The following is a 21,882-nucleotide window of genomic DNA, read 5'->3' on the forward strand; positions in this document are numbered from 1 at the left end:
GCTCAGCGCAGCACGCCGGTCAGCCACCCGAGCCAGGTGAGGGCGCCGAGCGCGAGCAGTGCGTCCAGCGTCCGGCCCCGCCAGGACCGGGGGAGCAGCGCGGTCAGCCCGAGCACCGACACGAGTTCCGCGGTGACCAGCACGGTGCTGAGCAGGTCGGTCGGTTCTCGTCGGGCCGGTGCCCGGGCGCCGAGTGCCACCGGCCCGCCGACGTCGACCGCCGCTCCGGCGGGGTGGCCGTGCCCACCGGCCGTGTGCCCGGCCACCCCGTCGGCGTCGGGCGCGGTGATCCCGGCCAGCAGGTCGGTCATGTGCACGACGAGGTGGAGGCAGACCAGCAGCACGCTCCCGGCCAGCGCGACCACCAGGGGCGCCGTCCCCGGGCTGCTCCCGAGCCACGGGCCCACGAGCAGCCAGAGGCCCAGGCCCAGCTGGGCGTACGCGCTGACCAGGGAGAGGCCGACCACGAGGTCGTTCGCCACCAGGTGCTCGGCGGTGACGGCGACGTGCAGCGCGCCGGCGCCCAGGAGCCCGGCGACGGCCACCCGCCGCCACAGCACGGTCGTCCGGGCCAGGACGGTGGCCGGGGCGGTGACGGTGCTCACCCCGGACCGCCGAGCGGCGTCTCCGGTCCGGAACGGGGCGGGGCGGCGTTGATCGGATCGCACGCGGCGTCGGTCTGCCCCACCTGGTACTGGACCATCATGTCGTGGTCCTCGTGGGCCGTGTTGTGGCAGTGGATCATGTACCGCCCGTGCTCGGGGCCGAACTGGACGAGCAGCCGGACCACCTCGCCGTCACCGACGTACACGGTGTCCTTGGGGCCCAGCTCCTGCGCCGGCGGTGGCGCGCCGTTGCGGCTGAGCACCTGGAAGTCGACCAGGTGGGTGTGCAGCGGGTGCGACCAGCCCCGGAAGCCGTTCGCCACCTCCCAGATCTCCACGTCACCCACCGCCGGGTCGGCGAAGACCCGGGTGAACCCGCTCGCCACGACGTCGTCCCACGTCTCGCCGTTGATGGTCCACAGCCCCCGCGTCCGGTCCAGCCGGAGGGTCCGGGTGACCCGGGCCGAGGCCGGCGACACGGCCATCGCGGCGGGGCTCCCGAGCACGGCCGGCACCTCGTTGCCCTCGGTGCTCGTCGCCGGACCGGTCACCTCGAACTGCATCACCTTGTCGGTGCCCTCGCCGTCGGGTGTGCCGGGCACCCCGGTGTTGAGCAGCTGGACCGTCGCGCCGGTGCCGAGCGAGGTGAAGTCGAGGACGACCTCGTACCGCTCCGCCATGCCGACCCGCAGCCGGGTCACCGACTGCGGCGCGGCCATCAACCCGCCGTCGGTCGCGATGAGCTGCATCGGCTGGCCGGTGCTGAGCTCGAGCGTGTACGCCCGGGACACCGACGCGTTCAGCACCCGGAACCGGTACCTGCGCTGCTCGACCGGCAGGGTGGGCCACGGACGGCCGTTGACCAGCACCACGTCGCCGAAGACACCGGTGTGGAAGTGGTCGTCCCAGAGCAGGGAGCCGTCCTCGGCGAACGACACGTCGCTGAGGATCAGCGGCAGGTCGTAGCGGCCCTTGGGGATCGGCAGCGACTCCTCCTGCGGGTCGGTCAGGTGGTACTGGGCGGCCAGGCCCATGTACACGTTCTCCGCCGTGTGGTGCACGCCGTGGTCGTGGTACCAGAGCGTCCGGGCGGCGCCGGTGTTCGGGTACTCGTAGTCCTTCCACTGCCCGGGCTGGGAGACGTCGCTCGCGTAGCCGTCGAACTGCGGCTTGGCCGGCATGCCGTGCAGGTGGGTCGACGTCCACGGCACGTAGCCCAGCGTGGGGTGGGTGGCGGGCAGCTGGTTGACCTGGCGGACCACCGTCTGCCGGCCCTGACGGGCCTTGATCGTCGGTCCGGGGACCATGCCGTTGTAGCCCCACAGCGGTGTCGCGACACCGGGCAGGACCTCCCCGACGAAGGGCGTCTGGGTGATCCGGTAGTAGTCGGTGGTCGCGTCGCTCACGGTCGGCCGCAGCACCGGTGGGGCGGAGAACGGGACGGTGTACGGCGGGGGCAGCTTGCTGGCGGCGAGGCGCGGGCTGCCTCCCGCGGAAGGCCCGCGGTGCCGGGGCAGCGCCACCGCGGCGGCACCGAGCAGCGACACCTTGAGCAGGTCACGCCGGCTGAGGGCGGGAGTGTCCATCGGAGGGCTCCTGGACGGGACCGGACGGGGCCCCTTGCCTGGGGGCCGACTGAGTGTCGCCCTCCCGCCGAGGCATCCGGGACGCGTTGCGCCCGCACCGCCCCCGCACCGGGTGCCGTGACCGACCGTGATCGGCCGGGCGGTCGGTCGCTACGGAGGAGCGGTCAGCTGCGGGCGGCGAGCACCTGCTCGTAGACCTGCACCGTGGACCGGGCGATCGCCGGCCAGCCGAACTCGGCGAGCACCCGCTCCCGCCCTGCCACGCCCATGGCGGCCGCCCGGGCCGGGTCGGCCAGCAGCTCGGCCATCCGCGCCGCCAGGTCGGCCGCGAAGTCGTCCGGACGGTCCGCGTCGTAGTGCACCAGCAGCCCGGTCCGGCCGTCGTCGACGACCTCCGGGATGCCTCCCACGTCGCTGGCCACCACGGCCGTGCCGCACGCCGCCGCCTCCAGGTTCACGATGCCGAGCGGCTCGTAGACCGACGGGACGATGAAGACGGTGGCGCCGGTGATCAGCGGGACCAGCTGCTCCCGGGGCAGCATCTGCTCGATCCACACCACCCCGGACCGCCGCGTCTGCAGCTCGGCCACCGCGTCGGCGACCTGCGCGCGCTCCGCCGGGGTGTCCGCGGCGCCGGCGCACAGCACCAGGCCGGCGTCGGCGGGCAGCTGCTCGGCCGCGGCCAGCAGGTGCATCAGGCCCTTCTGCCGGGTGATCCGGCCGACGAAGAGGGCGTAGGGGCGGTCCGGGTCGACCCCCAGCGACCGGACGACGTCGGGGGCCTCGACCGGGCGGTAGGCCTCGGCGTCCACGCCGTTGCCCACCACGAACACCTTCTCCGGGTCGAGGTCGGGGTAGACCTCCAGCACGTCGGCCCGCATGCCGCGGCTGACCGCGATCACGGCGTCGGCGTGCAGGTAGGCGGTCCGCTCGATCCACGAGGAGAGCCGGTACCCGCCGCCGAGCTGGTCGGCCTTCCACGGCCGGCGCGGCTCCAGCGAGTGCGCGGTCACCACGTGGGCCACGCCGTGCACCAGCTTCGCGAGCTGCCCGGCGTGGTTGGCGTACCAGGTGTGCGAGTGCGCCAGGTCGACGCCGCCGAGCGCCGCGGCGATCTCCACGTCGACCCCGACCGCCTGCAGCGCACCGTTGGCCGCCTGCAGCCCGGCGGGCACGCCGTACCCGGTCACCGGGTACCCCGCCTGGCCCGGGACCCGCGGGCCGCCGAAGGCATGGACGTCGATGTCCGGCCCGTCGTCCAGCCCGCGGAGCGCGGCGACGAGGTGCTCGACGTGCACCCCGGCCCCTCCGTAGACGTCCGGCGGCCATTCCCTGGTGATCACTCCGACGCGCACGGGCTCACCCTAGGTGGTGAACGGGGCGGTAGATGGGGCGAACGGGCACGACAGCCGATACGTTGCCCCCATGCGTGGCGGCCCTCGAGTTCTCGGCATCGTGTTGGCAGGCGGAGCGGGGAAGCGGCTTGCCCCGCTGACCCAGGACCGGGCGAAGCCCGCGGTGCCCTTCGGGGGCAACTACCGGCTCATCGACTTCGTGCTGTCGAACCTGGTGAACGCCGACATCCGCCGGATCGCGGTGCTGACCCAGTACAAGAGCCACTCGCTGGACCGGCACATCACCACGGTGTGGCGGATGTCGACCCTGCTCGGCAGCTACATCACCCCGGTGCCGGCGCAGCAGCGGCTGGGCCCGCGCTGGTACACCGGCAGCGCCGATGCGATCTACCAGAGCCTGAACCTCATCTACGACGACCGGCCGGAGATCGTCGTCGTCTTCGGTGCCGACCACGTGTACCGGATGGACCCGGCGCAGATGATCGAGCAGCACCTGGCCACCGGCGCCGGGGTGACCGTCGCCGGCCTGCGGGTGCCGCGCAAGGAGGCGACCGCGTTCGGGGTCATCGACTCCGACGAGAACGGCAAGGTCGTCCAGTTCCTCGAGAAGCCCGAGGACCCGCCGGGGCTGCCGGGCAGCCCGGACGAGACCTTCGCCTCGATGGGCAACTACGTGTTCACCACCGACGCGCTGCTCGAGGCGCTCCGGGTGGACGCCGCCGACGAGTCCTCGGTGCACGACATGGGCGGCTCGATCATGCCGATGATGGCCGGGGCCGGTGACGCCTACGTCTACGACTTCAGCAGCAACCAGGTGCCCGGCGAGTCCGAGCGTGACCACGGCTACTGGCGTGACGTGGGGACCCTGGACGCCTACTACGACTCGCACATGGACCTGGTCTCGGTCTCCCCGATCTTCAACCTCTACAACGACCGCTGGCCGATCTACACCCTGCCGCCCATGCTGCCGCCGGCGAAGTTCGTGCTCGGCGGCCGGGCGGAGGAGTCGATGGTCAGCGCCGGGGTCATCATCGACGGTGGCTCGGTCCACCAGTCGGTGGTCTCGCCCAACGTGCGCCTCGAGCGCGGCTCGCGGGTCGAGGGCAGCATCCTGATGGACGGCGTCCACATCGGGGAGGGCGCGATCGTGCGCCGCGCGATCCTCGACAAGAACGTGGTCGTCCCGCCGGGCGCGCACATCGGCGTCGACCTGGAGCGCGACCGTGAGCGGTACCAGGTCAGCGAGGGCGGCGTGGTCGTGCTGGGCAAGGGTGCGCGCGCGATCTCCTGATGACGGGCCGCCCTCCTCCCCCCGCCTCGCGGGCTCGACGCGGGCCGCTGGAGGACGGCGGTGCCAGCACCTCACCGCTGATCGTCACGCTGCTGCTGGACGAGGCCGCGCAGGAGCGGTTCGACCGGTTGCGGACGGCGCACTTCCCGCGGGCTCGCAACCAGCTCGCCGCGCACGTGACGCTGTTCCACGCGCTGCCCGGCGAGCTGCTCCACGACGTCCGGGACGCCCTGCGGACGGCGGCCGACCGGCCGCCGTTCCCGGTGGCCGTCACCGGGGTGCGCTTCCTCGGCCGCGGGGTGGCGCTGGACCTGGCCGCCCCGGAGCTCACGGCGCTGCGCGCGTCGGTCGCGGCGGCCTTCGCGCCCCACCTCACCGCGCAGGACCGGCAGTGGTCGAAGCCGCACGTCACCGTGCAGAACAAGGTCGAGCCGGCCGTCGCCCGAGCGCTGCACGCGGACCTGTCCGCGGCGTTCGCAGCGGAGACGGTCACCGCCCGGGGGCTCGGCCTCTGGCACTACCGGGGCGGGCCCTGGGACCCCGACTCCCGATTTCCCTTCATGGCCCCGTCCAGAGGCTCGCCCCGAGCTTGCGAGGGGTGAGGAGGACGGGGTCCTTCAACGCTTCGTGGCGACCAGCAGGCCGGCGCCGATCGGCAGCACCGCGCAGGTGAGCGCCTCGTCCTCGCGGACGGTGCGGGCGATCTCCCGCCAGGCCACGCTCTGCGGGTCCCGGGCCGACCGGTCGGCGATCCCGCCGTCGGCCAGCAGGCCGTGGCAGACGAGAGAGCCACCGGGGCGGATCAGGCCGAGCAGCCCGGCCAGGTGCGCGGAGTACTCCAGCGGCGGGCCGTCGCAGAAGACCACGTCGTAGGCGGTGGGGGAGAGCCGCGGCAGCACCTCGCCCGGGGTGCCGAAGATGAGCCGGGTCCGGCCGGACGCGATGCCGGCCTCGCCGAACGCGCGCCGGGCGGCCCGCAGCTCCGCCGGGTCACCGTCCAGAGCGGTGAGGACGCCGTCGCTGCGCATGCCCTGCAGCAGCCACAGCCCGGCCACCCCACCACCGCTGCCGATGGACACCACCGAGCGGGCGCTGCCGCTCGCGGCCAGCACGGCCAGCGTCGCGCCGACCGCCGGCTCCACCGGTGGCGGCGTGCCGAAGGCGGTGGCCGAGGCGAGGGCGCGGTGCCGGGCCGCCAGCTGCTCGGGGGTCTCGGCCGCGAAGCTGTCGGCGTAGGCGGCTGCGCCGGTCGGGGACCCTGAGCGGGGCGGTCCGGCGGGGCTGGTCACCGGGCGAGGGTAGTGGCGGGAGGGAGGCGGTCGCCCGAGCGGGTGCCCGGTCGGCGTCCCCGCCTGGGAACTCCCTGTGGGTCCTCGCCGGTGGGAACACCGCCCCCGTCCCCACCCGTTGGACCGGACGTGCGTCTGTCGCGTGCCACCAGCCAGCGTCCCGCCCAGCGGACCACCCCCGATGGGGAGGTGTCGTCCCCGGCGGCCGTCTGCGATCCTGGGCCGGTGACCGGACCCCGTGCGACCGCACCCGCCGGTCCCGAGCCGGCCGCGGCTGCGGTCGAGGGCTGGGTCGCCCCGACCTGGGAGCAGGTCGTGCGGGACCACTCGGCGCGGGTGTACCGGCTGGCCTACCGGCTCTCGGGCAACCAGCAGGACGCCGAGGACCTCACCCAGGAGACGTTCGTGCGGGTGTTCCGGTCGCTGGCGGACTTCTCCCCGGGCACGTTCGAGGGCTGGCTGCACCGGATCACCACGAACCTGTTCCTGGACATGGTGCGGCGCCGGCAGCGGATCCGGTTCGACGCGCTGCCCGAGGACACCGAGCGGCTGCCGGGGACGGCGCCCTCACCGGAGCAGGTGTACGCCGACACGCACCTGGACCCGCAGGTGCAGGCGGCGTTGGACGCGTTGTCCCCGGAGTTCCGGGTGGCGGTGGTGCTGTGTGACATCGAGGGCCTGACGTACGAGGAGATCTCGGCGACGCTGGGGATCAAGCTGGGCACGGTGCGCAGCCGGATCCACCGTGGCCGGGTGCAGCTGCGGGAGGCCCTGGCCCACCTCGCCCCCGGCCGCACGCCGCTGACCGACGCGGGCGCGCCCTCATGAGCATCCCGGAGAGCCACCTCGCGCAGGAGGCGATCGCCGCGCTCGTCGACGGCGAGCTCTCCGGCGGCGCCGCGGGCCGGGCCGCCCGGCACCTCGGCGGCTGCGCGCAGTGCCGGATGGCGGTCGCCGCGCAGCGCGAGGCCAAGGCCGCGCTGCAGGGCGACGACGACGTCGCCGTCCCCGGTGACCTGCTGTCCCGGCTGAAGGCGATCCCGTTCACCGCCGACGTCCCCGGCGGCGGGGGGCTGGGCGGGCTGAGCGCCGAGGCCGAGGGCCTGACCCTGAGCAGCGCGGGCGGGTCGTGGGCGGTCCCGCTGACGCCGACCGAGCCGCAGCGCCCCGCCGACACCGGCGGCCGCTGGCTGCGCCGGGGCATGACCGGCGCGCTCGCCGGGATCGGCCTGGGTGTCGCCGTCCTGGCCGTGACGCTGCCCGGTGCCGACGCCCCCGGCGACGACGGCCCGACCGGTGGGGCCGTGGCCGGCGCGGTCCGCAGCACCGACTCCACCGAGCGCACCGACATCGTCCCGCCCGTGGCCCGCACCCTCACCGTGGGTGCGACCACCCCGCTGCCCGACGGCGGGACGCCCTGAGCGAGACCCCCGGCACCGAGCCGTCCTCGACCGGTCCGCCGGCCGGGCCGGTCGACGAGCGCCGGGACGCGGCCGACGACGCGGCCGCCTTCGCCCGCCCCGCGGGCACCACCGGGGCGTTCGCACCGACCGACGGACGGCTGCAGCCCAGCATCCCGGCGCCGCCGCCGACGCCCCCCGCGCAGCAGGCGGCGTTCGGCCGCCCCCAGGACGTCGCCGGCTCCTTCGGCGCCGACCGGCCCACCGCACCGCCCCGCCCGGTGCCCCCGCCGCCACCGGAGGCCCTGCTGCGTGCCTTCGCCCCCCGGGACGGCGCCCGCGGGCTCGGTGAGCCGCCCGGCGGCCGGCGGACCGCCCGCCGCACCGCGACCGCCCCGTTCTGGAAGCCCGACGCAGCCGCCGACCCCTGGCGTGACCCGTACGCGCCGGCCGGACTCGGTGCGCCCGCCGAGTACCCGGCGGAGCCGGAGGCCGACGACGGCCCGGTCGTCGTGGACGCGCAGGGGCGCAAGAAGCTCCGGCTGCGTGACGTCTCCGTGCGGCTCATGGTCCTGGCGCTGCTGAGCCTGCTGCTGGTGGGCGTCGTCGGTGGCACCACCGCCTGGTGGCTGGGGCGGACCGCCGACGAGGAGCCGTTGCTCGCGCCGGGCACCCAGCTGTCGTCGGTGTCGCCGGGGGTGAGCCGCGAACCCGGGTCGGTCGCCGACATCGCCGGCCGGGTCAACCCCACGGTGGTCTCGATCGAGGTCACCCTCACCAACGCGGGCGCCACCGGCTCCGGCGTCGTGATCGACGCCGACGGCGGCTACATCGTCACCAACAACCACGTCGTCTCCGGGGCCGCGGACGCCGAGGACGCCTCGATCCGCGCGGTGTTCAGCGACGGCAGCGGTTCCGCGGCGGAGATCGTCGGCCGCGATCCGGCCAGCGACATCGCCGTCCTCAAGGTCGACAAGCCCGGGCTGGCCGAGGCGGCGCTGGGGGAGTCCGACGACCTGGTGGTCGGCGACCCGGTGGTGGCCATCGGCTCGCCGCTCGGCCTGGCCGGCACGGTCACCAGCGGCATCGTCAGCGCGCTGGACCGGCCGGTGCGGCTCTCCGGTGAGGGCAGCGACACCAACGCGGTGATCAGCGCCGTGCAGACCGACGCACCGATCAACCCGGGCAACTCCGGCGGCGCGCTGGTCGACGGCACCGGGGCGGTGATAGGCATCAACACCGCCATCGCCTCCGTCGGCGGCAGCAGCACGACCGGCGGCTCGATCGGCCTCGGCTTCGCCATCCCGATCGACACGGTGCGCGACATCGCCGAGCAGCTCATCTCCACCGGCACCGCGGTGCACGCCTCGCTGGGCGTCAACGCCCGCACCGTCACCGACGGCACCCGGGACGGCGCGCTGGTGCTCAACGTCGAGCCCGACAGCCCGGCCGCCGACGCCGGCGTGCAGGAGCAGGACGTGGTCATCGCCGTCGACGGTGCGCCGGTGGCCAGCTCCGAGGAGCTCGTCGTCGCGGTCGACGCCCACGAGCCGGGCGACACCATCACCCTGGAGCTCGTCCGCAACGGCAGCTCCCGCGAGGTCACGGCCACCCTCGCCACCGCCTGACGAAGGACCCCCTGCTCCCCAGCACTCGCACGCTCGTGGCGGGCCCCTGCAGAGGGCCGAACTACGCTGGGCAGGACTCAGGGGAGGAATGGTGTTCGACTCGATCGGCTGGGGCGAGATCGTCGTCCTCGCGCTGGCCGCGCTGTTCATCTTCGGTCCCGAGCGGCTGCCCACCCTGGCCAAGGACGCCGCCGCCGGGCTGAAGAAGGTCCGCGAGGCGATCACCGGTGTGCGCGGGCAGCTGCACGAGTCCCTGGGCGACGACTTCGACCACCTGCGGGACGTGGACCTGCGGCAGTACCACCCCAAGACGTTCATCCGGCAGCAGCTGCTCGACGACGACGCCCCGGTCCCCCGGGGCAGCGCCTCCGGGACGACCGGCGCGACGGCGGCCACCGCCGCGGGCCGGGTCCGGCCCTCGCAGCGCAACCGGGCACGGGACTCCGCGACACCCCCGCCGTTCGACCCCGACGCGACCTGACGGCCCGCCTGCAGGGGCCCGCGCCGAGCGTGCGAGGCGTGGGGGGCAGGCGGGTTCTTCCGCAGAGGCCGGTCACTCCCGCGGGAGTGACCGGCCTCTGCCGTCGGTGCGTCAGCGGCGGACCGGCGTCAGCCCCAGGGACATGCCGGACAGCCCGCGCTGGCGGACGGCGAGGGAGTCGGCGATCGCGGCCAGCGCCTGGGCGGCCGGCGCCTCGGGCTCGGCCAGCACGATCGGCGCACCTGCGTCGCCGGCCTCGCGCAGCCGGGTGTCCAGCGGGATCTGACCGAGCAGCGGCACCCGGGCGCCGAGGGTCTTGGTCAGCGCGTCGGACACCGCCTGGCCGCCGCCGGAGCCGAAGACCTCCATGCGCTGGCCGTCGGGCAGCTCGAGCCAGGACATGTTCTCCACGACCCCGACCACCTGCTGGTGGGTCTGGGTGGCGATCGCGCCGGCCCGCTCGGCGACCTCGGCGGCGGCCAGCTGCGGCGTGGTCACCACCAGGATCTCGGCGTTCGGCACCAGCTGGGCCACCGAGATCGCGACGTCACCGGTGCCCGGCGGGAGGTCCATCAGCAGGACGTCGAGGTCGCCCCACCACACGTCGGCGAGGAACTGCTGCAGCGCGCGGTGCAGCATCGGCCCGCGCCAGACGACCGGGGTGTTCCCCGGGGTGAACATGCCGATCGAGATGACCTTCACACCGTAGGACTGCGGCGGCATGATCATGTTCTCGACCTGGGTCGGCTTCTCGTCGACGCCGAGCATGCGGGGCACCGAGTGGCCGTAGATGTCGGCGTCCACGACGCCGACGGACAGGCCCTTCCTGGCCAGCGCGGCGGCCAGGTTCACCGTCACGCTGGACTTGCCGACGCCGCCCTTGCCGGACGCGACCGCGTAGACGCGGGTCAGCGAGCCGGGCTGCGCGAACGGGATGACCGGCTCGGCGGCGTCCGTGCCCCGGACGGTCTTGCGGAGCTCGGTGCGCTGCTCGTCGCTCATCACGTCCAGGCCGACCTGGACCGTGGTCACGCCGGGGACGGCGCCCACGGCCTGGGTGACGCGGTTGGTGATCGTCTCGCGCATGGGGCAGCCGGCGACGGTGAGGTAGACCTCGATGCGCACGGCGCCCGGGTCGCCGCCGACGCCGATCTGCACGTCCTTGACCATGCCCAGCTCGGGCAGCGGCCGGTTGATCTCCGGGTCCTGGACGGTCGCCAGCGCCGCGTTCACGGCGTCGAGCGCCGGCGAACCGGTCAACGTGTCGGTCATGGGCGGATGTGTCTCCTTCGACGGGGAGCCTGCGCGCACCTGCTCGTGACCAGCGCGCGGGGCGTCCTGCCACTGTACGGCGGATGGGAGGGGTGCCCGCCCGGCCCGGGGTGTGACGCCGGGAACTGCCCGGAACCCCGGGTCACCAGGGGCCCCGGCCCGCGGGAGCGGCCGCTCACTAGGGTCGGCGGGGTGCCCCGGTCCGCCCGCTCCGCCACGCTCCGGGACGCCGTCGGGCTCGGCGTGGCCGTCGGCCTGTACGGGGTCGCGTTCGGGGCGGCCGCAGTGGGCGCCGGCCTGGACGCGTGGCAGGCGCTGGCCATGTCGCTGCTGATGTTCACCGGAGCGTCCCAGTTCGCGCTGGTCGGCGTGCTCGGCGCCGGCGGGGGAGCGCTCGCCGCGATCGGCAGCGCGCTGCTGCTGGGCACCCGGAACACCGTCTACGGCGTCCGGCTCGCCCCGATGCTGGCCCCGCGCGGGCGGCTGCGCCGGGCCGGTGCGGCGCACTGGGTGATCGACGAGACGACCGCGATGGCGGTCGCCGCCCCCGATCGCGAGCTCGGCCGGCTCGCCTTCTGGGTCACCGGCGCCACCATCTACCTGGGCTGGAACGTGACGACGCTGGTCGGCGCGCTCGGGGCGGGCGCGCTCGGGGAGACGGCGCAGGCCGCGCTGGACTCCGTCGTCCCGGCGGCGTTCCTGGCGCTGCTGTGGCCGCGGCTGCGGCGGGGTGCTCCCGAGGCCGGCGTGCAGCGCCGGGTCGCCCTGGGTGGTGCGGTCGTCGCGCTGGCGCTGACGCCGTTCGTCCCGGCCGGTGTGCAGGTCGTGCTCGCCGTCGTCGCGGTGGCGCTCGCCGGCCGGCCGCGGACGCGGGCGGTGACCCGGTGAGCACCGGGACGCTGTGGACGGTCGTGCTCGTCGGGGCGGCCGGCTGCTACCTGCTGAAGTACGCCGGGCTGTCGGTGCCGGCGGCCTGGGTCCAGCACCCCGCGGTGGTCCGGGTGGTCGACTTCGTGCCCGCGGCGCTGCTGGCCGCGCTGGTCGCGGTGCAGGCGGCCACCTCGGAGGGCGCGCTGGTGGCCGACGGCCGGCTGGTCGGTCTGGCGGTCGCGGCGCTGGCCCTGGCGCTGCGGGCGCCGTTCATCGTCGTCGTGCTGCTGGCCGGCGGCGCCGGTGCGCTGGTGCACCTGCTCACCGGCTGACCAACGAGCTCCTCGTCTCGCCGAGTGACAGCCGAGCGTTGAAACCGGGCGCCTCCGTCCACGCTGAGCTGTCACTCGGCGGAGGGCCGCCCGGGGTGGGGAAGACGTCCGGCGACCCCGTCGGGGCCGTGCTGCGCGTCCTCAGCTGACCGGGTCGGCCTGCTCCCGGCGCTTCTTCTTCTTGCGCTCCCCGCCGTCGTCCGCGCCGTCGTCGGGCAGCAGCCGGTTCAGCTCGCCGCGGATGAAGTCGCGGGTGGCCAGCTCGCCGACCGCCACCCGCAGCGACGCGAGCTCGCGGGCCAGGTACTCGGTGTCCGCCCGGGTCTGCGCGGCCCGGCTGCGGTCCTCCTCGGCCTGCACCCGGTCCCGGTCGGCCTGCCGGTTCTGGGCCAGCAGGATCAGCGGCGCGGCGTACGCGGCCTGGGTGGAGAACGCCAGGTTGAGCAGGATGAACGGGTACGGGTCCCACCGCAGGTTGACCGCGGCGACGTTGAGCACGATCCAGACGATCACGATGACCGTCTGGACGGCGAGGAACCGGCCGGTGCCCAGGAACCGGGCGATCCCCTCGGCGAACCGACCGACCGCGTCGGGGTCCAGCCGCAGGAAGTCGCCCAGCCCGCGGCTGCCGCGGGGCTGGTCGAGCCGCTGCTCGGGGCGCCGCTCGTCAGCCACGTCGGGCCCGCTCGCGCCAGTCCTCGGGCAGCAGGTGGTCCAGGACGTCGTCGACGCTGACCGCCCCGACGAGCCGGCCCTGCGCGTCGACGACCGGGGCGGCCACCAGGTTGTAGGTGGCGAAGTAGCGGGTGACCTCGGCGAGCGGGGCCTCCGGGCGCAACGGCTCGAGGTCGTCCAGCGCACCGCTGACCAGGGTCGACGGTGGCTCGCGGAGCAGCCGCTGGATGTGCGCCAGCCCCAGGTAGCGGCCGGTCGGGGTGGCGGAGGGGGGCCGGCAGACGTAGACCTGGCTGGCCAGCGCCGGGGTGATCTCCGGGGCGCGGACCCGCGCGAGGGCCTCGGCGATCGTCGCGTCGTGAGTCAGGATCACCGGCTCGCTGGTCATGATCCCGCCGGCGGTGTCCTCGGAGTACTTCAGCAGCTGACGGACCGGCTCGGCCTCGTCGGGCTCCATCAGCTCCAGCAGCCGGTCGCGGTCGACGTTGGACAGCTCGGCCAGCAGGTCCGCGGCGTCGTCGGGGTCCATCTCCTCCAGGACGTCGGCGGCCCGGCCCTCCTCCAGGGTGCCCAGGATGACGATCTGCTCGGCCTCGGGGAGCTCACCCAGCACGTCGGCGAGCCGCTCGTCGCCCATCGCCTCGGCGACCTCGTGCCGCCGCTTGATCGGCAGCTCCTGCAGCGCGTGGGCCACGTCGGCGGCGTTCAGCTCGCGGTAGGTGGCGATCAGCGTCTCGGCGCTCTGCCCGGTCTGCGGCAGCGCGAGCCCGCTCACCTCGTCCCAGGACAGCTGGCGGAGCTGGCCGCGGCGGCCGAGCCGGCCGGGCTCGGAGACCGCGAGCCGGGAGAGCACCCAGTCGCCGGTGCGGGTCTGCTCGATGGCGGCGTCGACCACCGTGGCCGGGCGGCCGGACTCGTTGATCGTGACCGACCGGTCCAGCAGCTCGCCGAGCACCAGGGTCTCGCCGGCCCGCTGCTCGAAGCGCTTCAGGTTCAGCGTGCCCGAGGAGAGCATCACCGAGTTCGCGTCCACGCCGGTCACCCGGCCCATCGGGACGAAGATCCGGCGCCGGGCGACGACCTCGACGATCAGTCCCAGCGCCCGCGGGGCGGCGGTGTCCACCCGCAGCGCGACCAGCACGTCCCGCACCTTGCCGACCCGGTCCCCGTTGGGGTCGAAGACGGTCAGGCCGGCCACCCGGCTCACGTACGCCCTCGTCACCGTGGTCACGGGGGCTGAGGCTACCGTCGCCGTCGTGGTGGCCCCGGGAACCGACCAGCTCAGCTACGAGATCGTGGACGTCTTCGCGCCCCGCCCGTTCAGCGGCAACCAGCTCGCCGTGGTGCTGGACGCCGGTGACCTGACCACCGCGCAGTGCCAGGCGCTGGCCGCCGAGTTCGGCTACTCGGAGTCCACCTTCGTCAGCGCGCCCACCACCGGGGACGCCGACTACCGGGTCCGGATCTTCACCCCGCGCACCGAGCTGCCCTTCGCCGGGCACCCCAGCGTCGGCACCGCGCACACCCTGGTCCGGCTCGGCCGGCTGCCCGCCGGCGTGCTCCGCCAGGAGTGCGGTGCCGGGGTGGTCGCGGTCGACGTGGACGGCGACGGTGCCCGGCTCACCGGCGGGACCGTGTCGCTGCAGCCCGGGCCGGACGCCGGCGCGTTGGCCGCCGCCCTGGGCCTCGGGCCCGCCGACCTCACCGGCCGGCCCGTGCACCTGGTCGGCTGCGGCATCGACTTCGCCCAGCTGGAGGTGCGCCCCGGGGCGGCCGAGCGGGCCGTGCCCGACCCGGCGGCGCTGGCCGACCTGCTGCCCGGCGTGCAGGGCGGCGTCTCGGTGCTCGAGTGGGACGCCGGCAGCCGCACCGGCACCGTCCGGGTGTTCGCCGACGGGCTGGACTACGAGGAGGACCCGGCCACCGGTTCGGCGGCCCTGGGCACCGGCATCTGGCTGGCCGCCGAGGGGCTGGCCGGCGAGGGCGTCACCGACTACCGGCTCGCCCAGGGCGCGGCGGTCGGCCGGCCCTCGGAGCTGGCCGGCCGGGTCACCGTCGCCGACGGCGCCGTCGTCGAGGTGAGCGTGGCCGGCGCGGTGCGCCCGATCGCCACGGGCACCGTCCGCGTGCCCGGATGAGCACGGACACGTCCGCGGCGCCGGCGTGGGCCCTCCACCGGCCGGGCGGCCGGGACGTCGGGCTGATGGCCATCGCGGTCGTCGGCGTCTCCTTCTCCGGTCCGCTCACCACGCTGGTGGCCGCCTCGTTCCTGGCCATCGCGTTCTGGCGCAACGCGGCCGGCGCGGCCGTGCTGCTGCCGGTGCTGCTGGTCCGCGAGCGGTCGGTCGTGCGTGCCCTGCGGCCCCGGCAGCTGAGCAGCTCGGTCGTGGCCGGGCTCTTCCTCGCCGCGCACTTCTCCACCTGGCTGCCGAGCCTGTCGATGACGACGGTCGCCGCCTCCACCGCCCTGGTGACGACGACGCCGATCTGGACGTCGCTGGCCGCCCGCGCCGCCGGGGTGCAGCTGCCCGCGCAGGTGTGGTGGGGGCTGGTGCTCGCGGTGTTCGGGGCCGCGCTGATCGCCGGGGTCGACGTCACCGTCTCGTGGGAGGCGCTCGCCGGCGACGGGCTCGCGCTGCTCGGCGCGATCAGCGCCGGTGGCTACATGCTGGCCGGCGCCCGGGCGCGGGAGCGGCTGAGCACGTCGGTCTACGCGGTCGTCTGCTACTCGACCTGCGCGGTCGCGCTGGCGGTCGCGGCGCTGGTCGCCGACGTGCCGCTGACCGGGTTCAGCGCCCGGGACTGGTGGCTGATCGCGGCGATCACCTTCTGCGCGCAGCTGCTCGGGCACACGCTGCTCAACCTGGTGCTCTCCTCGGTCGGCCCGACGGTCGTGGGGCTGGCCGTCCTGCTGGAGGTGCCCGGGGCGCTGGTCGTGGCGCTGGTGCTGCTGCAGCAGGCGCCGCCGCTGCTCGCGGTGCCGGGCATGGTCGCCGTCGTCCTCGGGGTGGCCCTCGTCGTCCGGGCCGGACGTCCTGCCCCGGAGGCCGAGCCGCTGTAGCGGAGGCGGTGGTCGCCACGTGGCTACCCTCCGGTCACCCGCCGCTGATGAGAAGAGAGAGGCACCGTGGCCGAGCTCCGATCCCGTCGTTCCAACCTCGCCGTCCCGGGCAGCAACCCCCGGTTCCTGGAGAAGGCGAAGGGGCTGCCCGCCGACCAGGTGTTCCTGGACCTGGAGGACGCCTGCGCGCCGCTGGCCAAGCCCGGGGCGCGGAAGAACATCGTCGCGGCGCTCAACGAGGGCGGCTGGGGGTCGACGATCCGCACCGTCCGGGTCAACGACTGGACGACGGAGTGGACCTTCACCGACGTGATCGAGGTGGTCGGTGGGGCGGGCGCGGAGCTGGACTGCATCATGCTGCCCAAGGTCGCCGACGCCGCGCAGGTGCAGGCGCTGGACCTGCTGCTCACCCAGCTGGAGAAGGCCAACGGCCTGGAGGTCGGCCGGATCGGCATCGAGGCGCAGATCGAGACCGCGCAGGGCCTGGTCAACGTCAACGACATCGCCTTCGCCAGCCCGCGGATCGAGACGATCATCTTCGGCCCGGCCGACTTCATGGCCAGCATCAACATGAAGTCGCTGGCGGTCGGGGCGCTGCACCCGGACTACCCGGGCGACCCGTTCCACCACGTCCTGATGCAGATCCTGATGGCCGCCCGGGCGCGTGGGGTGCAGGCCATCGACGGACCGTTCCTGCAGGTCCGTGACGTGCCGGCGTTCACCGAGGTCGCGAGGCGGTCGGCGGTGCTCGGCTTCGACGGCAAGTGGGTGCTGCACCCGGGGCAGATCGACGCGGCGAACGAGGTCTACGCCCCCGCGCAGGCCGACTACGACCACGCCGAGCTGATCCTCGACGCCTACGACTGGGCGACCTCGGCGGCCGGCGGCGCGAAGGGCTCGGCGATGCTGGGCGAGGAGATGATCGACGAGGCGAGCCGGAAGATGGCCCTGGTCATCGCCGGCAAGGGCCGGGCCGCCGGGCTGTCCCGGACCTCGACCTTCACCCCACCGCAGGCCTGAGGGGCTACGGGGCGAAGGCGCCGTTGCCGATCGAGGCGAGCAGGGAGATCCACAGCAGCAGCCCGACGACGATGAGCGTCGTCGAGATGCCGCCGATGATGATCGCGGCAAGGGTCACGCCGTCCCCGCCCTCGCCGGTCCGGCGCAGCTGCCGGCGGGCCACGATGCCGCAGACCAGCCCGGCCGGCGGGAAGACGAAGGTGAGCACCAGCGCGACGACCGCGAGCTGGTTGGTCGGCGGCCGCCAGCCGTAGCCCGGCGGGCCGTAGCCGGGCCCGTAGCCGGGCGGGCCGTACGCCGGTGGCGGGTACCCGGGGGGTGGGCCGTACGCGGGCGGCGGGTCACCGCGGTACAGGTCGTCCTGGCTCACCGGGTCAGTGTGCGGGTCAGCCGCCGATGGCCGCGGCAGGCAGGGCCGCCATCCGGACGGCGATCGACCGGGCGGCGGCCGCGGTGGTCGCCGGGTCCTCGCCGATCAGCACCGACAGCACCTGCCCGCGGGCCTGCGCCGCGACGACCTGCGTGCTCCCGTCGGGGAGCCGGTACTGGACGACCACGCTGTCCTCGGCCAGCCCGTCGGCGGGTGGCCCCGGCTCGAAGGTGTACTCGTCGGCCGGGCAGCTCCCGAAGGCCTGCACCAGCTCCTGCACGGCGGTGGCCGCGGCGGTGGCGGAGTCGTAGGCGATCGCCTCGGACGAGACCTGCGGGGTGCGGCCGCCGTCCAGCCCGACCACCGGGTGCTTCGTCGTCCGGTGCACCTCGGAGGTGAAGGGAGCGCCGCAGATGCCGGCGAGGCTCGGGTTGTCGACCAGCGCGGCGCCCTCCGACAGCGGGTTGGCCTGCACCGACCAGCCGGCCGGCAGGTCGCCGGCGCGCAGCGCCAGCGCCAGCGCCGCGTCGGCCGGGGAGGTGGCGAGCGCCGGGTCGGCGGCCGCCTCTGCCGCTGCCGCGGCCGACGCCGCCGGTGGTTCGGCCGAGCCGGTGGCGGTCGCGGTGGTCCCCGTGGAGGCGCTCCCGGTGCAGCCGGCCAGGGCCAGGACGGCGGCCGTCACCGCGCCGAGGAGGACGCCGCGGGACCACACCCCAGCGACGGTAACCGCCGGCGCTGTGCGCCCGGGGACGCCGGGCGGGCCACCGGAGCGGGACCCCCGGCTCGTCCATACTCACCGGTGACCGAGGCACCGGCGTCCCGAGGAGCGAGCGATGAGCCGCCTGGCCCAGACCGCGGACCTGACCGACGTGCAGACCGAGATCCTGGCGACGGTCCGCGGCTTCGTGGAGGAGGAGATCATCCCCACCGCGCAGGAGCTCGAGCACGGCGACGTCTACCCGACCGAGATCGTCGAGGGCCTGAAGGACATGGGCGTCTTCGGGCTGATGATCCCCGAGGAGTTCGGCGGGCTGGGGGAGTCGCTGCTGACCTACGCGCTGGTGGTCGAGGAGATCGCCCGCGGCTGGATGAGCGTCTCCGGGGTCATCAACACCCACTTCATCGTCGCCCACATGCTGGTGCAGCACGGGACGCCGGAGCAGCGGGAGCGGCTGCTGCCGCGGATGGCCACCGGGGAGGTGCGGGGTGCGTTCTCGATGTCCGAACCGGGCCTGGGCTCGGACGTGGCCGGGATCCGCACCAAGGCGTCTCGACGGGACGACGGTTCCTACGTCGTCGACGGCCAGAAGATGTGGCTCACCAACGGCGGCAGCTCCACGCTGGTCGCGGTCCTGGTCCGCACCGAGGAGGGTGCCGAGAAGGCCCACCGGAACCTGACCACGTTCCTGGTCGAGAAGCCGGCCGGGTTCGGTGAGGTGCTCCCGGGCCTGACGATCCCGGGGAAGATCGACAAGATGGGCTACAAGGGCGTCGACACCACCGAGCTGGTGTTCGACGGCTTCGCCGTCTCCGCCGACGACGTGCTGGGCGGGGTGCCCGGGCGCGGGTTCGCGCAGATGATGGACGGCGTGGAGGTGGGCCGGGTGAACGTGGCCGCACGCGGCTGCGGCATCGCGCTGCGCGCCTTCGAGCTGGCCATCGACTACGCCCAGCAGCGGGAGACCTTCGGCAGGCCGATCGCCGGCCACCAGGCGATCGCGTTCAAGCTCGCGGAGATGGCGACCAAGGTCGAGGCCGCGCACGCGATGATGGTGCGGGCCGCGCGGCTGAAGGACGCCGGCCGGCGCAACGACGTCGAGGCCGGCATGGCCAAGCTGCTGGCCAGCGAGTTCGCGGTCGAGGTCACGAGTGAGTCGTTCCGGATCCACGGCGGCTACGGCTACTCCACGGAGTACGAGATCGAGCGGCTGATGCGCGAGGCGCCGTTCCTGCTCATCGGCGAGGGCACCAGCGAGATCCAGAAGACGATCATCAGCCGGGGGCTCCTCCAGGAGTACGCGCTGAAGCGGTGAGCAGCCGGGGATGGGTCTCGGTGCGGGACGGCGCGGACCGGTGGTCGTTGCTGACGGTCTATGACGACGGGTGGTGCACGGCGCCGGTCGACGTCCCGACCTCGGCCGACACCCGGCGGCGGCTGCGCGCGTTCCTGGCCTGGACGGCGGCGGTCGGAGGGCTGTTCGCCGCCGCGGTGGGCATCGGCTTCCTGCTGCCGGGGGTGACCTGGCTGCCGTGGGTGCTGCTGGCCGCGAGCGTGGCCGCCCTCGCGGTCGCTGCACTCCGTGCGGCCCGGCGGCGGGCCGCACGCCGGTCGCCGGTGTTCGGCTCGTCCGCCGAGCACGCCGCCGGCGTCGCCGGGACCACCCGGGTCGCCCTGGACGCGGTCCGGGCGGTGGCGGTGCAGCGCGACGGTGCCGAGGAGGTCGTCACGGTCGCGCTCCGGCGGGGCGAGCCGGTCGTCTACCGCTCGCCGGACCGGACGCTCGGCCGGCTGTTCGATCCCTGGTCGCCGGTCCCACCGAGCAGGTGAGCGGAGGGTCGAGCTCTGCTCCACATCTGGAGCAGAGCTCGACTCCTGGGACCTCAGCCGGTGGCGCTGCTGAGGTCGTACATCGTGACGCCGTCGACGGTCTGGGCGGTGGAGTTCCCCGCCACCCAGGCCGCGACCTCGGCCGACGCGCTGCTCCCGTCGTCACTGCCCATGCCGAGGCTGCCGCCGATGAACCAGTGGACCTGCCCGCCGGCGACGTACGCCTGGAACTGCGCCAGGGTGGGCGAGGGATCGCTGCCGTTGAAGCCACCGAGGGCCATCACCGGGTCACCGGTCGCCAGCTGGTAGCCGGCGGCCGTGTTCGACCCGACCGCGGCGGCCACCCAGGTGTAGGAGTCGGCGTCCTCCTCGAGGGCCGCGACCACCTCGTCGCTGGGGTCGGCCGCGTCCAGCAGCCCGCCCATGCCGCCCGCGCCGCCGGTGGGCCGGCCGGTGCCGGTGGCGTTGCCGCCCGTCGGCGCGCCCGTGCCGGCGGGGGGCGTGCCCAGCTGGCCGGGGGCGCCGGCCGGGCCGCCGAAGCCGCCCGTGGGCGGGGTGCCGCCGCCGGGGCCGCCCCGGCCGCCGCCGAAGCCGGTGCCGCCGCTGACCGTCGGTCCCGCGGAGGGGATCGAGCCGGTGTGGGCCGTCCCCGCGGTCTGCACCGCGTAGGCGGCCGGCCCACCGAGGGCGGCGAGGACACCGACGGCGAGCACCGCCGCGGTTGCGGCCCGGCCGACCCGGTCGGCGACCAGCAACCCCAGCCCGGCGAGCAGGCCGGCGCCGAGGACGAGCCAGCGCAGCGCCGGCAGGAAGTCCGCCGACCGGTCGAGCAGCACGAACGACCACACCGCGGTGCCGACCAGGGTCAGCGCGAGCACGATCCGCGCCTCCACCCGGTCGCGACGCTGCCAGAGCAGCCCGCCGCCGATGCCGACCAGGGCCGCGATCGCCGGTGCCAGCGCCACCGTGTAGTAGGCGTGGAAGATCCCGGCCATGAAGCTGAAGGTCAGCCCGGTGACCAGCAGCCAGCTGCCCCAGACCAGCAGCGCCGCCCGGCGCAGGTCGGTGCGTGGGGCGCGGCCCACGGCGACCAGCCCGGCGACGAGCAGCGCCAGCGCAGCCGGCAGCAGCCAGGCGACCTGACCGCCGATCTCGGCGCCGAACAGCCGGGTGATGCCGGTCGAGCCCCAGGTGCCGCCACCTGCACCGCCGCCCCCGCCGACGCTCCCGGTCTCGTCCCCGGTCAGCCGGCCCAGGCCGTTGTAACCCCAGATCAGCTCCCACACCGAGTTGGTCTGCGAGCCACCGATGTAGGGCCGCCAGGACGCGGGCACCAGTTCGACGACCGCCACCCACCAGCCGGCCGAGACCAGCAACGCGCCGCCCGCGGCGAGCACGTGCAGGACGCGCTTCCCGAGCGTGGTGGGCGCGACGACCAGGTAGACGAGGGCGAAGCCGGGGACGACGAGCATCGCCTGCAACGTCTTGGTGAGGAACGCGACGCCGATGAGCACGCCGACGCCGATCATCCAGCGCATGCTGGCCCGCTCCAGCGCCCGGACCGTGGCGTAGGCGGCCAGGCTCATCAGCAGCACCAGCAGCGCGTCGGGGTTGTCGAAGCGGAACATCAGCACCGCGACCGGGGTCAGCGCCATCGCCGCGCCCGCGAGCAGACCGGCCCCGGCGCCGGCGACGCGGCGCACCGACAGGTACAGCACCCCGACGGTGGCCACGCCCATCAGCGCCTGCGGCACGAGCAGCGACCAGGAGTTCAACCCGAACAGCCGGACGGCGATCTCGATGACCCACAGCGACGCCGGCGGCTTGTCGACGGTGATCGAGTTCGCGGCGTCGGAGGAGCCGTAGAAGAAGGCCTCCCAGCTCTGCGACCCCGCCTGCACGGCCGCCGCGTAGAAGGCGTTGGCCCAGCCGGAGGCGGCCAGGTCCCACAGGTACAGCAGCCCGGTGGCGGCCAGCAGCCCGAGCAGCGACGGGCGCACCCAGCCGGGGTCGTCGTCCCGGCCGCGCACCCACCGGCGCACGCGCACCCACCGGCGCACGCGCGACGTCCGCGCGGTGGGGGGCGTGGGGTCCGGGGC

At 74.8% G+C, this 21,882-nt stretch carries 23 protein-coding genes; 13 read left to right on the top strand and 10 right to left on the bottom strand.

The window, feature by feature from the left end:
- Positions 1 to 2: 2 nt before the first annotated feature.
- From FHL80_RS17140 to glgA, 3 genes are all read right to left on the bottom strand, one after another.
- Positions 3 to 605, bottom strand: a complete 603-nt coding sequence (locus FHL80_RS17140; RefSeq protein ID WP_138734589.1) for a hypothetical protein — start codon at positions 603 to 605, stop codon at positions 3 to 5.
- Complete coding sequence (locus FHL80_RS17145; protein ID WP_138734590.1) at positions 602 to 2,191, bottom strand: multicopper oxidase family protein; 1,590 nt, start codon at positions 2,189 to 2,191, stop codon at positions 602 to 604. Before FHL80_RS17145 ends, FHL80_RS17140 begins: the two co-directional genes overlap by 4 nt.
- Before the next feature lie 164 nt (positions 2,192 to 2,355).
- Positions 2,356 to 3,546 (bottom strand): glycogen synthase, encoded by a 1,191-nt coding sequence (glgA, locus tag FHL80_RS17150; protein WP_138734591.1) that lies wholly within the window; start codon positions 3,544 to 3,546, stop codon positions 2,356 to 2,358.
- Positions 3,547 to 3,616: 70 nt separating this feature from the next.
- Here glgA and glgC point away from each other — a divergent pair, with 70 nt between their 5' ends.
- Both glgC and FHL80_RS17160 read left to right on the top strand, forming a co-directional pair.
- Positions 3,617 to 4,837: a glucose-1-phosphate adenylyltransferase gene (gene glgC / locus FHL80_RS17155; RefSeq protein ID WP_138734592.1), complete on the top strand. Its 1,221-nt coding sequence runs from the start codon at positions 3,617 to 3,619 to the stop codon at positions 4,835 to 4,837.
- A complete protein-coding gene (locus tag FHL80_RS17160; RefSeq protein WP_138734593.1) occupies positions 4,837 to 5,439 on the top strand; it encodes a 2'-5' RNA ligase family protein in 603 nt (200 codons plus the stop codon). The genes glgC and FHL80_RS17160 overlap by 1 nt, the downstream gene beginning before the upstream one ends.
- Positions 5,440 to 5,454: 15 nt before the next feature.
- Here the strand turns inward: FHL80_RS17160 and FHL80_RS17165 are convergent, their stop codons facing one another.
- Positions 5,455 to 6,126 carry an O-methyltransferase gene (locus FHL80_RS17165; RefSeq protein WP_138734594.1) on the bottom strand — a complete coding sequence of 224 codons (672 nt, stop codon included), beginning with the start codon at positions 6,124 to 6,126 and terminating at the stop codon, positions 5,455 to 5,457.
- 225 nt (positions 6,127 to 6,351) lie between these two features.
- On the opposite strand from FHL80_RS17165, the gene sigE reads away from it, so the two are divergent.
- From sigE to FHL80_RS17185, 4 genes are all read left to right on the top strand, one after another.
- On the top strand, positions 6,352 to 6,954 hold the full coding sequence (sigE, locus tag FHL80_RS17170; protein ID WP_246078750.1) for an RNA polymerase sigma factor SigE: 603 nt from the start codon (positions 6,352 to 6,354) through the stop codon (positions 6,952 to 6,954).
- On the top strand, positions 6,951 to 7,547 hold the full coding sequence (locus tag FHL80_RS17175; protein ID WP_138734596.1) for an anti-sigma factor family protein: 597 nt from the start codon (positions 6,951 to 6,953) through the stop codon (positions 7,545 to 7,547). The genes sigE and FHL80_RS17175 overlap by 4 nt, the downstream gene beginning before the upstream one ends.
- Before the next feature lie 260 nt (positions 7,548 to 7,807).
- Positions 7,808 to 9,154 carry a S1C family serine protease gene (locus FHL80_RS17180; RefSeq protein ID WP_246078751.1) on the top strand — a complete coding sequence of 449 codons (1,347 nt, stop codon included), beginning with the start codon at positions 7,808 to 7,810 and terminating at the stop codon, positions 9,152 to 9,154.
- 88 nt (positions 9,155 to 9,242) lie between these two features.
- Complete coding sequence (locus tag FHL80_RS17185; RefSeq protein ID WP_246078752.1) at positions 9,243 to 9,635, top strand: twin-arginine translocase TatA/TatE family subunit; 393 nt, start codon at positions 9,243 to 9,245, stop codon at positions 9,633 to 9,635.
- A 111-nt stretch (positions 9,636 to 9,746) separates the two neighbouring features.
- Here the strand turns inward: FHL80_RS17185 and FHL80_RS17190 are convergent, their stop codons facing one another.
- Entirely contained in the window at positions 9,747 to 10,907 is a 1,161-nt protein-coding gene (locus FHL80_RS17190; RefSeq protein ID WP_138734598.1) for an Mrp/NBP35 family ATP-binding protein, read from the bottom strand.
- A 192-nt stretch (positions 10,908 to 11,099) separates the two neighbouring features.
- Here FHL80_RS17190 and FHL80_RS17195 point away from each other — a divergent pair, with 192 nt between their 5' ends.
- Together FHL80_RS17195 and FHL80_RS17200 are read left to right on the top strand one after the other, a co-directional pair.
- Positions 11,100 to 11,795, top strand: a complete 696-nt coding sequence (locus FHL80_RS17195) for an AzlC family ABC transporter permease (protein ID WP_138734599.1) — start codon at positions 11,100 to 11,102, stop codon at positions 11,793 to 11,795.
- The gene (locus FHL80_RS17200) at positions 11,792 to 12,109 is read left to right on the top strand and encodes an AzlD domain-containing protein (RefSeq protein WP_138734600.1); all 318 of its coding nucleotides are present in this window, start codon (positions 11,792 to 11,794) and stop codon (positions 12,107 to 12,109) included. The genes FHL80_RS17195 and FHL80_RS17200 overlap by 4 nt, the downstream gene beginning before the upstream one ends.
- Positions 12,110 to 12,250: 141 nt before the next feature.
- On the opposite strand, the gene FHL80_RS17205 is transcribed toward FHL80_RS17200, so the two are convergent.
- Positions 12,251 to 12,784, bottom strand: coding sequence for a DUF1003 domain-containing protein (locus tag FHL80_RS17205; RefSeq protein WP_138734601.1), 534 nt, complete (start codon positions 12,782 to 12,784; stop codon positions 12,251 to 12,253).
- Positions 12,777 to 14,015 (bottom strand): magnesium transporter MgtE N-terminal domain-containing protein, encoded by a 1,239-nt coding sequence (locus FHL80_RS17210; protein WP_138734602.1) that lies wholly within the window; start codon positions 14,013 to 14,015, stop codon positions 12,777 to 12,779. The genes FHL80_RS17205 and FHL80_RS17210 overlap by 8 nt, the downstream gene beginning before the upstream one ends.
- A gap of 25 nt (positions 14,016 to 14,040) precedes the next feature.
- On the opposite strand from FHL80_RS17210, the gene FHL80_RS17215 reads away from it, so the two are divergent.
- The 3 genes from FHL80_RS17215 (at position 14,041) to FHL80_RS17225 (ending at position 16,865) form a co-directional block, all read left to right on the top strand.
- Positions 14,041 to 14,922 (top strand): PhzF family phenazine biosynthesis protein, encoded by an 882-nt coding sequence (locus FHL80_RS17215; RefSeq protein WP_138734603.1) that lies wholly within the window; start codon positions 14,041 to 14,043, stop codon positions 14,920 to 14,922.
- On the top strand, positions 14,919 to 15,845 hold the full coding sequence (locus FHL80_RS17220) for a DMT family transporter (RefSeq protein WP_246078753.1): 927 nt from the start codon (positions 14,919 to 14,921) through the stop codon (positions 15,843 to 15,845). Before FHL80_RS17215 ends, FHL80_RS17220 begins: the two co-directional genes overlap by 4 nt.
- A gap of 66 nt (positions 15,846 to 15,911) precedes the next feature.
- On the top strand, positions 15,912 to 16,865 hold the full coding sequence (locus FHL80_RS17225) for an HpcH/HpaI aldolase/citrate lyase family protein (RefSeq protein WP_138734604.1): 954 nt from the start codon (positions 15,912 to 15,914) through the stop codon (positions 16,863 to 16,865).
- A 4-nt stretch (positions 16,866 to 16,869) separates the two neighbouring features.
- Here the strand turns inward: FHL80_RS17225 and FHL80_RS17230 are convergent, their stop codons facing one another.
- The gene (locus FHL80_RS17230) at positions 16,870 to 17,235 is read right to left on the bottom strand and encodes a DUF4190 domain-containing protein (protein ID WP_138734605.1); all 366 of its coding nucleotides are present in this window, start codon (positions 17,233 to 17,235) and stop codon (positions 16,870 to 16,872) included.
- A gap of 16 nt (positions 17,236 to 17,251) precedes the next feature.
- A complete protein-coding gene (locus FHL80_RS17235; RefSeq protein WP_138734606.1) occupies positions 17,252 to 17,947 on the bottom strand; it encodes a hypothetical protein in 696 nt (231 codons plus the stop codon).
- Positions 17,948 to 18,068: 121 nt separating this feature from the next.
- Between FHL80_RS17235 and FHL80_RS17240 the strand changes: the two genes are divergently transcribed.
- A complete protein-coding gene (locus FHL80_RS17240; protein ID WP_138734607.1) occupies positions 18,069 to 19,268 on the top strand; it encodes an acyl-CoA dehydrogenase family protein in 1,200 nt (399 codons plus the stop codon).
- Entirely contained in the window at positions 19,265 to 19,783 is a 519-nt protein-coding gene (locus tag FHL80_RS17245) for a hypothetical protein (protein WP_138734608.1), read from the top strand. The genes FHL80_RS17240 and FHL80_RS17245 overlap by 4 nt, the downstream gene beginning before the upstream one ends.
- A gap of 53 nt (positions 19,784 to 19,836) precedes the next feature.
- Here the strand turns inward: FHL80_RS17245 and FHL80_RS17250 are convergent.
- Positions 19,837 to 21,882 (bottom strand): glycosyltransferase family 39 protein (locus FHL80_RS17250; RefSeq protein ID WP_138734609.1); only part of this gene is annotated, 2,046 nt, incomplete at its 5' end.

The organism is Modestobacter excelsi (assembly GCF_005930495.1).
GTDB lineage: Bacteria > Actinomycetota > Actinomycetes > Mycobacteriales > Geodermatophilaceae > Modestobacter > Modestobacter excelsi.

What these genes read in the sequence shown, in the direction of transcription:
- FHL80_RS17220 (WP_246078753.1), top strand. Translation starts at nt 14,919, where the DNA reads ATGAGCACGGACACGTCCGCGGCGCCGGCGTGGGCCCTCCACCGGCCG.
- FHL80_RS17160 (WP_138734593.1), top strand. Translation starts at nt 4,837, where the DNA reads ATGACGGGCCGCCCTCCTCCCCCCGCCTCGCGGGCTCGACGCGGGCCG.
- glgC (WP_138734592.1), top strand. Translation starts at nt 3,617, where the DNA reads ATGCGTGGCGGCCCTCGAGTTCTCGGCATCGTGTTGGCAGGCGGAGCG.
- FHL80_RS17185 (WP_246078752.1), top strand. Translation starts at nt 9,243, where the DNA reads ATGGTGTTCGACTCGATCGGCTGGGGCGAGATCGTCGTCCTCGCGCTG.
- FHL80_RS17190 (WP_138734598.1), bottom strand. Translation starts at nt 10,907, where the DNA reads ATGACCGACACGTTGACCGGTTCGCCGGCGCTCGACGCCGTGAACGCG.
- FHL80_RS17240 (WP_138734607.1), top strand. Translation starts at nt 18,069, where the DNA reads ATGAGCCGCCTGGCCCAGACCGCGGACCTGACCGACGTGCAGACCGAG.
- FHL80_RS17145 (WP_138734590.1), bottom strand. Translation starts at nt 2,191, where the DNA reads ATGGACACTCCCGCCCTCAGCCGGCGTGACCTGCTCAAGGTGTCGCTG.
- FHL80_RS17175 (WP_138734596.1), top strand. Translation starts at nt 6,951, where the DNA reads ATGAGCATCCCGGAGAGCCACCTCGCGCAGGAGGCGATCGCCGCGCTC.